The 14,293-nt window shown below is 71.8% G+C and carries 13 protein-coding genes; 6 read left to right on the forward strand and 7 right to left on the reverse strand.

Features of this window, described 5'->3' with window-relative positions; genetic code table 11:
* Positions 1 to 57: 57 nt before the first annotated feature.
* The 3 genes from IM767_RS00130 to IM767_RS00140 all read right to left on the reverse strand — a co-directional run bounded on the left by IM767_RS00130 (position 58) and on the right by IM767_RS00140 (position 3,797).
* Positions 58 to 1,020: an ABC transporter permease gene (locus IM767_RS00130; RefSeq protein ID WP_109210516.1), complete on the reverse strand. Its 963-nt coding sequence runs from the start codon at positions 1,018 to 1,020 to the stop codon at positions 58 to 60.
* Complete coding sequence (locus tag IM767_RS00135; protein WP_109210517.1) at positions 1,017 to 2,021, reverse strand: ABC transporter permease; 1,005 nt, start codon at positions 2,019 to 2,021, stop codon at positions 1,017 to 1,019. The genes IM767_RS00130 and IM767_RS00135 overlap by 4 nt, the downstream gene beginning before the upstream one ends.
* Positions 2,022 to 2,126: 105 nt before the next feature.
* Positions 2,127 to 3,797 (reverse strand): ABC transporter substrate-binding protein, encoded by a 1,671-nt coding sequence (locus IM767_RS00140; RefSeq protein WP_109210518.1) that lies wholly within the window; start codon positions 3,795 to 3,797, stop codon positions 2,127 to 2,129.
* 384 nt (positions 3,798 to 4,181) lie between these two features.
* On the opposite strand from IM767_RS00140, the gene IM767_RS00145 reads away from it, so the two are divergent.
* From IM767_RS00145 to IM767_RS00155, 3 genes are all read left to right on the forward strand, one after another.
* A complete protein-coding gene (locus IM767_RS00145; protein WP_239453294.1) occupies positions 4,182 to 4,976 on the forward strand; it encodes a spermidine synthase in 795 nt (264 codons plus the stop codon).
* A gap of 247 nt (positions 4,977 to 5,223) precedes the next feature.
* Positions 5,224 to 5,748, forward strand: coding sequence for a tetratricopeptide repeat protein (locus tag IM767_RS00150; protein ID WP_109210519.1), 525 nt, complete (start codon positions 5,224 to 5,226; stop codon positions 5,746 to 5,748).
* Between the two features lie 47 nt (positions 5,749 to 5,795).
* Positions 5,796 to 6,287: a SprT-like domain-containing protein gene (locus IM767_RS00155; RefSeq protein ID WP_109210520.1), complete on the forward strand. Its 492-nt coding sequence runs from the start codon at positions 5,796 to 5,798 to the stop codon at positions 6,285 to 6,287.
* A 60-nt stretch (positions 6,288 to 6,347) separates the two neighbouring features.
* Here IM767_RS00155 and IM767_RS00160 read toward each other — a convergent pair whose 3' ends face one another.
* Complete coding sequence (locus IM767_RS00160) at positions 6,348 to 7,007, reverse strand: 2-phosphosulfolactate phosphatase (protein WP_109210583.1); 660 nt, start codon at positions 7,005 to 7,007, stop codon at positions 6,348 to 6,350.
* A gap of 331 nt (positions 7,008 to 7,338) precedes the next feature.
* On the opposite strand from IM767_RS00160, the gene IM767_RS00165 reads away from it, so the two are divergent.
* Entirely contained in the window at positions 7,339 to 7,848 is a 510-nt protein-coding gene (locus IM767_RS00165) for a hypothetical protein (protein WP_109210584.1), read from the forward strand.
* Between the two features lie 33 nt (positions 7,849 to 7,881).
* On the opposite strand, the gene IM767_RS00170 is transcribed toward IM767_RS00165, so the two are convergent.
* Complete coding sequence (locus IM767_RS00170) at positions 7,882 to 8,475, reverse strand: NADPH-dependent FMN reductase (protein WP_109210585.1); 594 nt, start codon at positions 8,473 to 8,475, stop codon at positions 7,882 to 7,884.
* A gap of 139 nt (positions 8,476 to 8,614) precedes the next feature.
* Between IM767_RS00170 and IM767_RS00175 the strand changes: the two genes are divergently transcribed.
* The gene (locus IM767_RS00175) at positions 8,615 to 10,357 is read left to right on the forward strand and encodes a gluzincin family metallopeptidase (RefSeq protein WP_109210521.1); all 1,743 of its coding nucleotides are present in this window, start codon (positions 8,615 to 8,617) and stop codon (positions 10,355 to 10,357) included.
* Complete coding sequence (locus IM767_RS00180) at positions 10,354 to 11,670, forward strand: ComEC/Rec2 family competence protein (RefSeq protein ID WP_162564289.1); 1,317 nt, start codon at positions 10,354 to 10,356, stop codon at positions 11,668 to 11,670. The genes IM767_RS00175 and IM767_RS00180 overlap by 4 nt, the downstream gene beginning before the upstream one ends.
* A gap of 234 nt (positions 11,671 to 11,904) precedes the next feature.
* On the opposite strand, the gene IM767_RS00185 is transcribed toward IM767_RS00180, so the two are convergent.
* Complete coding sequence (locus IM767_RS00185) at positions 11,905 to 13,362, reverse strand: ABC transporter permease (RefSeq protein WP_109210523.1); 1,458 nt, start codon at positions 13,360 to 13,362, stop codon at positions 11,905 to 11,907.
* Positions 13,363 to 13,385: 23 nt separating this feature from the next.
* Positions 13,386 to 14,219, reverse strand: coding sequence for an ABC transporter ATP-binding protein (locus IM767_RS00190; RefSeq protein ID WP_239453295.1), 834 nt, complete (start codon positions 14,217 to 14,219; stop codon positions 13,386 to 13,388).
* Positions 14,220 to 14,293: the final 74 nt, after the last annotated feature.

Here is a 14,293-nt window from a genome sequence, read left to right on the forward strand (position 1 = left end):
GACACTTGGCGCGCTCTCGGCGCACCACCCCCTGCCCGCGCTCAGGGCGCGGCTGGGTCAGCGGGCGCGGGTGCGGGGGTCCATCGCCTCGCGGAGAGCCTCGCCGAAGAGCGTGAAGCCGAGCGCCGTCACGGTGATGCAGACGCCGGGCAGGAACGCCAGCCACGGCGCGACGGCGAGCTCGAGCTGCGCGTACGTGAGCATGCGTCCCCACTCGGCCGTCTGCGGCACGTCGCCGCCGAGCCCGAGGTACGACAGCGCGGCCGCCTCGATCACGGCGGTCGCCAGCGACAGCGTGGCCTGCACGATGACCGGGCCGACGGCGTTGGGCAGCACGTGGCTCATCGTGATCTTGCCGCGCCCGAGGCCGAGCGTCTGCGCGGACAGCACGTAGTCGGCGTTGCGCTGCTGGAGCATCGACGCCCGCAGGAGGCGCGCGAAGATGGGCACCTGCGCGACGCCGATCGCGATCATGAGCGAGGCCTGCGTCTGGCCGAGGATGGCGGCCACCGACACCGCGAGCAGCAGCGACGGCACCGACAGCAGGATGTCGACGATGCGCATGATGAGGGTGTCGACCCAGCCGCCGAACATGCCGCACAGGAACCCGAGGATCATTCCGCCGATGAGGCCGATGGCGGTCGACACGACGCCGATGATCAGGGTCGCACGGGCGCCCCAGATGAGCTTGGACAGCACGTCGCCGCCGAAGCGGTCGAGGCCGAGCGGGAACTCGGGGATCTCGCCGGGACCGGGGATGTGGGTCGGCGTGATGTACCGCTGGCCCGGCAGCTCGGTCGGGCCGTAGGGCGCGAGCCACGGCGCGAGGATCGCCACCAGCACGAGGAGGGCGATGATCGTTCCGCCCACCCAGGCGCTGGGGTTGCGGCGCAGGCGCCGGAACACGTCGCGCCAGAAGCCGCCGCCCCCGGTCTTGGCGGCGAGCAGCTCCTTGTCGTCGACGGAGGTGTCGTCGACCGGGCCCCCGCTGGGCGCGGGGGGAAGCATCGCGGATGTCATGAGACCCTCACTCTCGGGTCGATGAAGCTGTACGACACGTCGACCGCCAGGTTGATCAGGGCGTACCCGATCGCGATGAAGATGATGAAGCCCTGCAGCACCGGGTAGTCGCGCGTGAAGATGGCGCGCGCCAGGAACGAGCCGATGCCGGGGAAGGCGAACACCGTCTCGGTGAGGACCGCGCCCGAGATGAGCAGGCCGACCTGCAGGCCGATCGTGGTGATGACGGGGAGCATGGCGTTGCGCAGGATGAACCGCGACCGGATGGTCGAGCGAGAGATGCCCTTGGCCATGCCGGTGCGCACGTAGTCCGAGTTCTGCACCTCGAGCACCGACGCGCGCGTGATGCGGACGATGATCGCGAGCGGGATCGATGCGAGGGCGACGGCCGGGAGGATGAGGTGCAGGAAGGCGTCCCACGCGGCATCCCATTCCCCGGTGAGGATGCCGTCCAGGACGTAGAAGCCGGTGTAGTGCGTGGCGTCCAGGCGCGGATCCTGACGGCCCTCGGAGGGGAGCCAGCCGAGCTGGACGGCGAAGACCCACTTCAGCATGAACGCCAGGAAGAAGACCGGGATCGTGATGCCGAGGAGGCTCGCGCCGACCAGGAAGTGGTCGGACGCCTTGCCGTGGCGCCGCGCGGCGAGGTAGCCGAGCGGGATGCCGAGGCCGACGGCGATGATGATCGCGAGGAAGCTCAGCTCCAGGGTGGCGGGAAGCCGCTGCGCGAACTCCTGGAGGACGGGCTGGCGGGTCTGCAGCGACGTGCCGAAGTCGCCTTGCAGCAGCTGGCCGAGCCACGTGAAGTACTGGACGATGAGCGGCTCGTTGAAGCCGTACTGCTCGTTGATCTGCTCGACCGCCTCCGGCGTCGCACGCTCCCCGAGGAGGGCGACGGCGGGGCCGCCGGGCAGCGCACGGACCCACAGGAACAGCAGGATGGACAGTCCGAACAGGGTCGGTATCAGCAGGAGCAGTCTGCTCCCGATGGTGCGTAGCACGTGGAGTTCTCCGGGGACGGCGACGACGGTCGCGAACGAGCGGACGGAGGTGACGGATGCCGCTGCCGATGCGCGAGCGCCGGCAGCGGCATCCGTCTCTCGGTGTTACTCGCTGAGCTCCACCATGTTGTACACCTCGTCCTGCACGGGGCTCGCGGGGTACGAGGTCACGCGCTCGGCGAAGGCCAGCGTCGGGACCGGGTGCGCCAGCGGGACGCCCGGCAGGAACTGCATGATCTGCTCGTTGACGGCGGCGTAGGCCGACTCCTGCTCCTCCTCCGACGCGAGGCCGCGGGCCTCGGTCAGCGCGGCGGTGAGCTCCTCGTTCGTGAAGCCCCACTCGTTGCCCGCGGAGGCGAAGAACGTCCCGACGAAGTTGTCGGGGTCGTTGTAGTCACCGGTCCAGCCCAGCAGGTGGATGCCGTGGTCGGCGCCGCCCTGGATGCGGTCGAGGTACGTGGGGTTCCAGTCCTCGCCGACCGGCGTGAGCGTGATGCCGACGGCCTCGAGCTGCGAGCTCAGGTTCGTGTAGATCTGCTCCGGGTTGGGCATGTACGGACGCGACACGTTGACGGGGTAGTTGAACTGCAGCGTCAGCGGGTTCGCCTCGCTGTAGCCGGCCTCGGCCAGCAGCGCCTTGGCCGCCTCGGGGTCGTAGTCGTACGTGGTGACGTCCTCGTTCCAGCCGATGACGACGGGCGGCATGAACTCCCGCGCCACCTCGGTGCCCTCGGGGAGCACCTGCGTGACGAGCTGCTCCTTGTCGATCGCGTGGGCGATCGCCTGGCGCACCCGGATGTCGGCCAGGGCCGGCACGGCCTGGTTCATCGCGAGGTAGAGGATGTTGAACGGCTCGCGGTTGACCAGGTTGAACCCGGCGTCCTCGAGGGCGCCGAGGTCGGCCGGCGCGACGAGGTCGTAGCCGTCGATCGAGCCCGACTCGAGCGCCTGACGGCGGGCGGTGGTGTCGCCGATCACCTGGAAGATGACCTCCTGCACCTGGCCCTGCTCGCCCCAGTAGTCCTCGTAGGCGCTGAGCGTCACCGACTCGCCGGGCGCCCACTCCTCGAACTTGAACGGGCCCGTGCCCACGGGGTGGGCCTGCGCGTACTCGCTGAGGACGGGGGCCTCCGCGGTGCCGCCGACCTCGTCGGCGCTGTACTCCTCGAGCGCGGTGGGGCTCTGGATCGCGAAGGACGGCAGCGACAGCGCCGGAATGAAGCCGGCGAACGGCTGCGTCAGCGTGATGACCGCCTCGGTGTCGCTCGTCGCCTCGCAGCCGCCGTAGATCGACGTGCCGGTCTCGGCGTACCCGCGCATGAGCTTGCCCCAGTAGTACGACAGGCTCTCGGTGGCGGCGACGCCGGTGAAGTTGTTCATGCGGTCGAAGTTGAAGCAGACCGCGTCGGCGTTGAAGTCCGTGCCGTCGTGGAAGGTCACGCCCTCCTTGAGCTGGAACGTGTACTCGAGACCGTCGTCGGACTGCTCCCAGCTCTCGGCGAGTCCGGGTGCGGGGTCGGCGGTGCCGGGCTCGACGCCGACGAGACCCTCGAAGATCTGACGCGACACGCGGAACGTCTCGCCGTCGTTGGCCATCGCGGGGTCGAGGCCGGAGATCTCGGCCGAGGCGCCGAAGATGAAGGTCGAGTCGACATCGTCGGACGCGTTGTCGTCGCCGCCGTCGTCGCGCTGGCTCGCGCAGGCGGTGAGGACGATCGCGCCGACGGCGACCGCGGCGGCGCCGGTGAGCCAGCGCCTTCTCGCAGTGTGGAGCATGTGCTGTGCACCTTCCAAGTCGTGGGGGCTCCGCTGCACATCGTCGTGGAGCAGAGGTGCGCGGGGGCCCTCAGCGGGGTGTGATGATCCGACGCTACCCGCGGTCGGGGGTCTCGTCGGTTACACCTGTGTCTCGATTCGGTTTCGGAGGCGACGGATGCCGCGGGCTCAGCGTTCTGCGAAGCGGTCACGGCGCTCCCGGGGCAGAAGTGTCAAACCGGCCTCGTCGAGGGCGGTGGGGCGGCTAACGTGGGGACCATGGCACGCGCGCGGCAGGCGGGCCCCCGGCCCGGAGGCTCGGCGGGGCGCGCAGCGAACCGGGGAGAAGGTCGGGGAGCACCCGACCCCTCCGTCCGTCTGTCCGACGGAACGCTCGCCCGTGTCGTGTCCTCGGCGTTCGGAGGCGGCTGGGAGCTCGACGTCGACGGCACTCCGCAGTCGCACGTCGACCTCGACGATCCGACGCACCTGCATTTCGAATACGTCGCGCGTATGGGGGCAGTGATCGACCGGCTGCGGATGCCGGGGCAGCCGCTGACCGCGATCCACCTCGGCGCGGGCGCCCTGACGATCCCCCGCTACATCGAGGCCACCCGGCCGGGGTCGCGTCAGCAGGTCGTCGAGCTCGAGCCGGCGCTGTGGGATCTCGTGCGCGAGAACCTGCCGCTCCCCCGCGGCGCCTCGATCCGGGTGCGGCTCGGCGATGCGCGCGAGGCCCTGGGCCGCCTCCCCGCCGGACTGGTCGGGGCGGCCGACCTCGTCGTGTCGGACGTCTACTCGGGCGCCCAGACGCCGGCGCATCTGACCACCGTCGAGTTCTTCACCGAGGCCGCGCGGTTCCTCGCGCCCGACGGCGTGCTGCTGGTCAACGTCGCCGACGGGTCGGGCCTGGCGTTCGCCCGCCGCGAGGTCGCGACGGTGCAGGCGGTGCTCGAGCACGTCATCGTGCTCGCCGAGGTGCAGACGCTGAAGGGACGCCGCTTCGGCAACCTCGTGATCGCGGCCTCCCGCGCGCCCCTGCCGACCGAGTGGCTGCCGCGGCTCATGGCGGCCGGGCCCCACCCCGCCAAGGTCGCGGAGGGCCGCGAGGTCGACGACTTCGCGCGCGGCGCGCGGGTGGCCACCGACGCCGACGCGACGCCGTCGCCGAAGCCCTCGGCATCCGTCTTCACCCGCTGACTCCGCCGCGTACCCGCCGAGAATCCCGCCCCGCGTCCTCGCCGAATTCGCATGCTCTGTCGAGAATCCGCGTCCTGGTCGAGAGACCCCGTCCTGGGCGTCGAGGACGTGGTCGTTCGGCGAGAACGCGGTTGGTCGACGGAGATGGGCAGGCGACGGATGCCGCAGCCCGGCGTGGCACGGCGGCGAGCGCCGAAGCGACCGGCACACTGGTAGAGCCATCGGCGCGGCGAAGGGAGATGCTGACGTGAGCTACATCCGCGGGTACGACCCCGACACTCTTCGCGAGCAGGTGAATCCCGGCCAGTGCAGGGAGCGGCTCGAAGAGATCGGCGAGCAGCGGAGCCTTCCGGCCCTGCTCGAGCGCGTGTGGCTGCTCAAGGTGCTCGACCGCGCCGAGGACGCCCTGGTGATCTCGGAGCAGTCGGTGCGCGTCGCGCGCATGGCCGGCACCCGCAAGGACCTGCTTCGAGCCCGCATCCTCCACGCCACCGTGCTGCAGGCCCGCGGCGCCTACGCGGCGGCCGAGCAGGAGCTCACGACGTGCGCCGAAGAGGCCGACGGGCAGGGCTGGGCCGGCATCGGCGCCTTCGCGTACCAGCATCGAGGCAAGGTCCACTTCGACGCGGGCGACTACGAGTCCGCCCGCAAGGACTTCAAGCGCGCGCTGTTCCTGCGCCAGGAGTCCGGCGCCACCGAGGACCAGCTCGAGTCGACGCTCCTCGCCATCGACGCGGCCGACCGGCGGCGCGCCGCGGCCGTCGCGAGCTGAGCCGTCTCGATGGACTGAGTGTCGGAGATACGTTCTAGTCTCACGCCATGTCGGAACTGCATCGCGTGCGGCACTGGGCCGAAGCCCTGATCGCCGCCCACCTCGACCCCTCGTGGAGCTTCGCGTTCGACAACGCCAAGCGCCGCGCGGGGCTGTGCGACTACACGCGCAAGCGCATCAGCGTCTCGCGGTACCTCGCGGCGCGGTACGACGACGACACGAACCATCAGACGCTGCTGCACGAGGTCGCGCACGCACTCGCGGGTCCCCGGGCCGGGCACGGCGCGCGGTGGAAGGCGGTGGCACACGAGCTCGGCTACGTCGGCGGCACCACGCATGACGGCGAGACGGCCACCGAGCTCGCGCCATGGATCGGCGTGTGCCCCGCGGGGCATGTCGCCTACCGGCACCGCAAGGCGACCCGTCCCACCTCGTGCGCGAAGTGCGCTCCTCGCTTCGACGAGCGCCACGCCTTCACGTGGACCCGCCGCGAGATCAGCCGCGCGACGCGCCTGGCGGCGATGACCCCGCGCGACTGACGAGCCCGCGCGGCTCAGGAGCGGCGGGCAGGTCCGCGCGGTCGAAGAGCCGGGGCCGGCTCAGTACGCGACGAAGACGCCGTCTCGCAGGACCGGGACGACGGATGCCGCATCCACCGCGGCCGCGTTGAGCACCTCGTCGCGCCCGCTCCCAGATTGCGGGTCCTGACGGAGCAGAAGCTCCTGCCCCGAGCCGCTGGCCGTGAGCAGATGGCGCAGGGCGCCTCGCAGACCGCGGAACGACTCACACGCCGCGGCCGCCTCCGGCGAGGTGTGGTCGATGCCGAGGGCGCCGAGCGCGTCGATGATCGCCCCGGCGCCGAGCTGGTCCTCGATCGCGAACCGCAGCGGCGCGCCGGGATCGCGACCGGCGAGCTCCCCGGCGGCGATCACCGCGATGCTCGTCCGCGCGGCGCGCTCATGCTGGATGGCCAGCACGGCGCGCGCGACGGCCGCGGCGTTGCGGAGGCACCCCAGCAGCACGACGGCGGGCGAGTCGCCGGCGGCGTCGGCCAGGGCCGCGCCGTTGATGGACACCGCGTGCGCGGCAGCATCCAGCCCCACGCTCTCGCCGCGCGCGAGCGCGTCGGTGACCGTCGTCGAGAACCGCAGCACGTCCACGACCACGACCACATCGGCGGGGGCGAGGCGCCGCAGCCCGTAGATGCCCCAGTCGTGCCGGACTTGGTAGCGGTGCTGGTCGAACGGACTCTCGGGCATCCGTCCAGCGTAGGCCGCGGCATCCGGAATCGTCGTGCTCGTGTCCACGCGGTCGCACCCCTCTCCTCTGCCGATAGCCCGTGCTCGCACCGAGCGCCCGTGGTCGGAACCGCTCAGATCGTGGGCGCTGGGAGAGAGCACGGGCTCTGGGCACCCTGCGACTGGGGCCTGGGGCCTGGGGCCTGGGGCCTGGGGCCTGGGGCCTGGGGCCTGGGGCCTGGGGCCTGGGGCCTGGGGCCTGGGGGCCTGGGGCCCGGAGCCTGCGTACGGGGAGCACCGCACCGGCGCAACCCCCGGATCCCGCGCGAGGGCGAGTGCGACACTGGAGCGCATGCGGATCCTGCTGAAGTTCGTGATCGACTGCGACGCCGACGCCGCGTGGCGGGCCCTGCACTCCCCGCGGGCGGTGGCCGAGCTCTACGGCCCGCTGATGGACCTGGCGCCGCTCGTGCCGAGAGGGCTGCCCACCTCGTGGACGCCAGGCGACGACGTGCCCGTGCAGCTCTCGGCCTTCGGCGCCGTGCCGATGGGCCGGCAGCTCATCCACGTGAGCGAGCGGTCGGTCGACGAGGCCGGCGGCAGCGTGCGCATCTTCCGCGACAGCGGCATCCCGCTGACGGGACCGCTCGCGAGCCTCGACGTGTGGGACCACCAGATGGCCGTCTCACCCGCGCCGGGCGAGCCCGGCAAGACGCTGTGGCGCGACCGCCTGGTCATCGGCGGTCCGACGGCACCACTTCTGTGGCCCGTGCTGTGGGGCGTCTGGCAGTGGCGCGCCGCGCGCGTGCGTGCGCTCGCGCCCACCTGGGCTCACGAGCCCGAGCCGCAGAGCGGGGAGTGAGACGGATGCCGCGGGCCGCGGCATCCGTCATCGTCACTCCTGCGGGATGACGGTCAGCACCCGCGCCGTGTACTCGAGGAACCTGCGCATGAAGAGGCGGAGGAATTCCTCGGTCTCGGAGTCGGTGACCCGACCCTCGTCGTCGATCAGCCCCGGCGTGATCTGGATGTACGCCTCCGGCGAGGTCATCTGGCGCGCGTTGAGGTAGCTCAGCGTGCTGCGCAGCGTCTGCTGGCCGACGGCCGTGCCGATCTTGCCCGGCGACCCGCCGATGACGCCGGTGGGCTTGTCCTCCCAGGCGCTGTCGCCGTAGGGCCGGCTGCCCCAGTCGATCGCGTTCTTCAGCGGTCCGGGGATCGACCGGTTGTACTCGGGCGTGACGAAGAGCACGGCGTCGGCCGAGTCCACCGCCTTCTTGAAGTCGATCGCCGTCTGCGGGTAGTCCCCGTCCAGGTCGCGGTTGTACAGCGGCAGGTCGGCGTAGGGGATCTCGAAGAACTCGAGCTCCTTCGGGGCGAGGCGCTCCAGCGCGTCCGCGAGGCGGCGGTTGACGGACTCTCGCGACAGGCTCCCGATGATCACGCCGACGCGGTAGGGCGGTTCGTGCTCCACGATCTCGATCTGCATGCGGCCAGCCTGCACGGCGTCGCCCGCACGCGACACCCCCTTGCGCGGGCGGCATCCGGGTATCACGCGCGCGTGGCACCCCTCTACCAGAGCGGGGCAAGTCGCTGCATTGTGGGACTGAGCACTCTGGGGGTGTGACATGACGGACGGGGTCGAGTACGCGGAGCCGGCAGACGAGCCGCGCACGCATGTCACGCTGCGCCTCATCGCCCAGGATCCGACCGTCAGCGGCGACGACGGCAGGATCCTCACCGCCCAGGTCAAGGTGCCCTGGTCGCGCATGGAGGACGGCCCCCGCGGCGCGCGCCTGCACGTGGTCGACTACGACACGGCCACCGGCCGGTACATCAAGCACGAGGCGCTCGGGAAGGAGGACCTCTACGCGAGCGCCGACGACGAGGTGCTGCGCACCGACAAGGCATTCCACGCGCAGCACGTCTATGCGACGGCCGCCCGCACGCTCGCCCTCTTCGAGACGGCGCTGGGCCGGCGGCTGCCGTGGGGCTTCCGGAGCCATCACCTGTTCCTCGTGCCGCACGCCTTCCCCGAGGCGAACGCCTACTACTCGTTCGAAGACCACGCGCTGCTGTTCGGGTACGTGCCCCCGCCCGACCCGCGCGGCGCGACGGTCTACACATGCCTCAGCCACGACGTGGTGGTGCACGAGACGACGCACGCGGTGCTCGACGGTCTGCGCGGCAGGTTCCTCGAGCCGAGCCTGCCGGATCAGGCGGCGTTCCACGAAGGCTTCGCCGACATCGTCGCCCTCCTGTCGGTGTTCTCGATGCGGCCGGTGATCGAGCAGGCGCTCGGCGTGCCCGACAGGAGCGGGCGCATCCCCCGCAGCCGCGTGCAGCCCAAGACGTTGAAGGCGAACATGCTCGCCCGCGTCGCCGAGCAGGTCGGCAGCGTCCTGACCCAGGGGCGCGGGGCGCTGCGCGAGTCTGCGCTCAAGCCCCCGCCGGACGACTGGGCGAGGCGCACCGACTTCCTCGAACCCCACCGCCGCGGCGAGGTGCTCGTGGCGATCGCATTCGACCTGCTCATCTCGATCTGGGACAAGCGGCTTCAGGCGCTGTTCTGGGGCCCGAATGCGGAGGCGCCGCGAGGCCGCGGGGTCACGGTGGACCGCGCGCGGGCCGCCGAGGAGGGCGCCAAGGCGGCGACCCAGCTGCTCACGATGCTGATCAGGGGTCTCGACTACCTGCCGCCGGTCGAGTTCGACTTCGGCGATCTGCTCAACGCGGTGCTCCTGGCCGACCACGAGGTCGCGCCCGACGACGACCTGGGCTACCGCACGCTGCTCTGCGAAGGATTCAGGAAGGCCGGCATCCAGCGCAGCACCGCCCGCGTCACCGACGTGCTGAAGTCCGAGCTGGCGCCGCACTATCTCGGCATCAACTTCGCAGGGCTGCGCAGCGACCGCGACGAGGTGTTCCGCTTCCTGTGGCAGAACGCCCGCCGGCTCGACGTCGACACCGACTACTACACGGTGATCGAATCGGTGCTGCCGACGCAGCGGATCGGACCGGACGGCCTGATCGTGCCCGAGTCCGTCGCCACCTACGTGCAGATGGCCGAGCTGACCGCCCGCGAGTTCGCCGAGCGGTCAGGTCTCCAGCTCTCGCCGGCGATCGCTCCCGAGACGGTCCTGCAGCTGTTCGGCGGCGGCACGCTGATCTTCGACCAGTTCGGCCGTCTCAAGCTGCACATCCACAAGCGCCTCGACGACTGGCGCCGCCAGCAGCGGCGAATCGATCACCTCGCGCGCACCGGCCGGCTCGACGCGAAGCAGCGCCTGGGCTTCTCCGACGGCGCGGCGCGCGGGCAGACGTTCGCCGAGCTGCACCGGACCCAGCAGAGCGTCGGGGAGGAATGGTGAGCGCTCCAATCCGCGTCCGCGTCCGCATGTACCAGGTGGGCTTCGGCGACTGCTTCCTGGTGTCGATCGAGTACGACGGCCCGCTCGACGACGGCCGCGCAGAGCGGCACGTCCTCATCGACTACGGCACGAGCCACCCGCCGCGCGATGGCCGGGCGGACGGCGCCATGGGCGACGTCGCCGCTCTCATCGAGCAGCACACCGGCGGCCTGCTCGATGTGCTGGTGGTCACGCACCGTCACCGCGACCATCTCGGCGGGTTCGGCGTCGACGCCGGCGCGGAGATCATGAGAAGGCTCGCGCCGAAGCTCGTGCTGCGGTCGTGGACCGAAGACCCGGCGCTGCCGGCCACCGCGGACGGACCCGGGGTCGCACCGGCGGAGCCGCCGAACGGGCTCAGCCGCGCGTCGGTGCGGCACGCGGCGCTGCTGGCGCAGGCCCAGGAGCACGTTGCGAAGCTGAGCGGGCTCGTCGGCCTCGACGACGACGTCAAGGCCGCCGCCGCCGAGCAGCTGAAGAACGCCGAGGCGGTGGGACTTCTCGACGAGCTCTCGCGCGGCGACCGCGGTCGGTACCTCTACGCGGGGATGGACTCGGGCATCGAGGCGGTGATCCCCGGGCTCCGGGCGACGGTGCTCGGCCCGCCGACGGTGGAGCAGGATCCGCGCGTCGCGAAGCAGCGCAAGGACGATCCCGAGTACTGGCTCACCGGGCTCGGCGCGTCGCTGCGGGTGGTCGGCTCGGCAGCCGACCCCGGAGGCGCCGCGGCGCAGGTCTCGTACGGCGCGGGCCCCGTGCACTGGCTCATCGACCGCCTCGCGAACCAGCGCTCGCACTCGGTCGCGCGGCTCGTACGCGATCTCGACGACGCCCTCAACAACACCAGCGTCATCCTGCTGCTGGAGGTCGAGGGGGTGTCGATGCTGTTTCCGGGCGACGCGCAGATCGAGAACTGGCAGCACACCCTCGATCGACTGGACGCCGAGCCGCAGCTGCGCCGCCGCCTCGCCGACGTCGACCTGTACAAGGTCGGCCATCATGGCAGCCGCAACGCGACCCCGCGGTCGCTCCATGACCTCTGGCGAGAGCGCAGCTCCGACGCCCGGCTCGCGGCCGTCATGTCGACGCGGGAGGGGGTCCACGGCAAGGCCGACAACGCCGTGCCGAAGCAGCAGCTGGTCACCGCGCTCCGCGAGGTCGGCGACCTCTACTCCACGGACGATCTGGACGGCGGTGAGGCGTGGCTCGAGCTCGAGGCCGACGCCGCCCACGGACCGTTCCGCCTCGTCCCGTTCGCTCCCCCCGGCCCCTGAGTGGTCGCGGCGAGCGCGCACACCACGGCGTCTCCGGCGTTTTCGTCTCGCTCCGCTCGCTCAACGAACGAGAACCCCCCGGTCGTTGCGCGAGCGAGGAACGAGCGAGACGAAACGGCGCACACCACGGCGATGCCGACATCGTCTCGCTCCCGTCCTTCGACCAATGAGGACGACGAACGGATGCCGCGGCGCGAAGCCAGTCGCCGCGGCATCCGTCCCGTCATCGGCCTCTCAGTCGGCGAGCGCCTCGACCGGAGCGACCCGCGTCGCCAAGCGCGTCGGGACGACGGCCGCGACGAGCGTGAGCAGGGCCGTCGCGATCACGATGATCGCCACCGGGATCCACGGAACCGCGGGCGCCACGAGCGTCGGCGCCGAGAACGACGGCGGCATCGGCACGGCACCCAGCAGCGACTGGGCGCCCGCCCACCCGTAGGCGATGCCCAGCGCCAGCCCGGTGACGGTCGCGGCGACGGTGATGTGCGCGGCCTCGAACAGGACCATCCGCCGCACCTGCCCCGTCGACACGCCCAGCGCCCGCAGCAGCCCGAGCTCGCGGCGGCGCTGCACGACGCCGATCGTGAGGAGGTTGACCAGCCCCACGGCCGCGATGACGGCCGAGACCGCGACCAGGCCCATCATGATGCCGGCGAACGTGTCGAGCAGCGTCGTGAGCTCGGCGGGGGCCTCGCCGCCCGCCGACGCCGTCAGCACGGCCTTCACCGTCTCGAGCGCGACGGCGAACATCGTCACGAGCGTGACCCCCATCACCACGCCGATCGCCATGCGGCTCGAACGCTCGGGGTAGCGCAGCGCGTTCTCGGCGGCCAGTCGCGCCGTCGCCGACGAGCCGAACCAACGGCCGACGAGGCGCAGCACCGGCGGCATCACGAGCGTGGCGCCGAGGGCGAGTCCGGTGAACGAGAAGATGCCGCCGAAGAAGGCGACGATCACCCCGAGCGGCGACACCAGGCCGATCGCGATCCCGCCGGCCAGCAGCGCGCCCCCGATCGCGAAGAGCGTGACGGCGGCGCCGTTGCGCGCTCCCCGGCGGATGAAGGCGTCGTGGGATGCCTCGACCGAGCCGCCGAGCGCCTGCAGCGGCGTCACCGTGAGCACGCGTCGCGAACCCGCCCAGGCCGCAGCCCACGTGGTCAGCGCGACGACGAGCGCCGGCAGCACGAGCACCGGCTGGACGACGGCGTAGTCGACGCCTTCGATGCCGAGCAGGGCGGTCGCCAGCCCGACCCCCGCCCACGAGGCGAGCGTGCCGCCGACGAGCCCGAGCACCGCGCCGATGACGCCGACGACGAGCCCCTGACGCGCGACCTCGGTGCGCTGCGAGCGCGCGGACGCCCCGATGAGGCGCAGGAGGGCGATGCGCCGCGTGCGACCGGCGATGACCGTGGCGAACGTGTTGGTGGTGACGATGGATGCGACGTACACCGCGACGCCGATGAGCAGGAAGCTCATGATCGCGAGTACCGCGGCGAGCGTGCCGCTGTCGCCGATGAAGGGGTCGGCGCGCAGCACGGCCGCGATGAACCCGGTCGCGCTCAGCAGGATCGCGCCGAACGCGCTCGAGATCGCCGCGACCAGGATGCTCGCCCCCATCCCCCGCTCGCGGAGCCAGCCGAGGGGTGCGGTCCCGCTCCGCGCGGCGGTTCCGGATGCCGCGGGCTGCGGCATCCGTCCCGCCTCCACGACAGGGCTCACGACGCCACCTCGACGACCGACGTCGCGGGGGCGGGGGCGGCGGCGCCGAGCGGTCGCTGCTCCGGCGCACCGGCGCCGAGCTCGGACGCGAGCATGTAGGCCGAGATCTCCTCCGCGCTCTGGCGCGGCTTGTCGGCGACGATGCGCCCGTCGCCGAGGAACAGCACGCGGTCGGCGTGGGAGGCTGCCACCGGGTCGTGGGTCACCATCGCGATCGACTGGCCCTGCTCGCGGCTGGCGGCGGCGAGAAGCGCGAGCACCTCGCGGCCCGAGCGCGAGTCGAGGTTGCCGGTCGGCTCGTCGGCGAACACCAGGTCGGGGGCGGTGGCGAGCGCCCGCGCGATCGCCACCCGCTGCTGCTGCCCGCCCGACAGCTGGTGCGGGCGGTGGTTCAGTCGGCTCGTGAGGCCCAGGCGCCCCACGAGCCCGTCGATGCGGGAGCGCTCGAGGGCCGTCGGCCGGCGCCCGTCGAGGTCGAACGGCAGCAGGATGTTGCCGAGCGCGTCGAGCGTGGGCACGAGGTTGAAGGCCTGGAACACGAACCCGACGCGACGGCGCCGGAGGATCGTGAGCTCGAGGTCGGAGAGCCCGGTGATGTCGGTGTCGCCGATCCACGCGCGACCCGAGCTCGGCGCGTCGAGCCCCGCCATGATGTGCATGAGCGTCGACTTGCCCGAGCCCGACGGCCCCATGATCGCGGTGAACTCGCCGCGGCGGATGCCGACGCTCACGCCGTCCAGCGCGTGCACCGTGCTCTCGCCGGTGCCGTAGGTCTTGATGAGCTGCTGCACCCGGGCGGCCAGGCCCAGGTCGGTCGATGAGAGTTCCATGCCTTCGACGCTAGGAACCGCGCGCTGTCGCGCGCGTCGCCCGGCAGAGGCATCCCGCCTACATCCCGAGGATG

This window comes from Microbacterium ureisolvens, assembly GCF_015278315.1.
GTDB lineage: Bacteria > Actinomycetota > Actinomycetes > Actinomycetales > Microbacteriaceae > Microbacterium > Microbacterium ureisolvens.

What these genes read in the sequence shown, in the direction of transcription:
- IM767_RS00190 (WP_239453295.1), bottom strand. Translation starts at nt 14,219, where the DNA reads ATGGAACTCTCATCGACCGACCTGGGCCTGGCCGCCCGGGTGCAGCAG.
- IM767_RS00185 (WP_109210523.1), bottom strand. Translation starts at nt 13,362, where the DNA reads ATGCCGCAGCCCGCGGCATCCGGAACCGCCGCGCGGAGCGGGACCGCA.
- IM767_RS00140 (WP_109210518.1), bottom strand. Translation starts at nt 3,797, where the DNA reads ATGCTCCACACTGCGAGAAGGCGCTGGCTCACCGGCGCCGCCGCGGTC.
- IM767_RS00165 (WP_109210584.1), top strand. Translation starts at nt 7,339, where the DNA reads ATGCGGATCCTGCTGAAGTTCGTGATCGACTGCGACGCCGACGCCGCG.
- IM767_RS00175 (WP_109210521.1), top strand. Translation starts at nt 8,615, where the DNA reads ATGACGGACGGGGTCGAGTACGCGGAGCCGGCAGACGAGCCGCGCACG.
- IM767_RS00155 (WP_109210520.1), top strand. Translation starts at nt 5,796, where the DNA reads ATGTCGGAACTGCATCGCGTGCGGCACTGGGCCGAAGCCCTGATCGCC.
- IM767_RS00170 (WP_109210585.1), bottom strand. Translation starts at nt 8,475, where the DNA reads ATGCAGATCGAGATCGTGGAGCACGAACCGCCCTACCGCGTCGGCGTG.
- IM767_RS00160 (WP_109210583.1), bottom strand. Translation starts at nt 7,007, where the DNA reads ATGCCCGAGAGTCCGTTCGACCAGCACCGCTACCAAGTCCGGCACGAC.
- IM767_RS00130 (WP_109210516.1), bottom strand. Translation starts at nt 1,020, where the DNA reads ATGACATCCGCGATGCTTCCCCCCGCGCCCAGCGGGGGCCCGGTCGAC.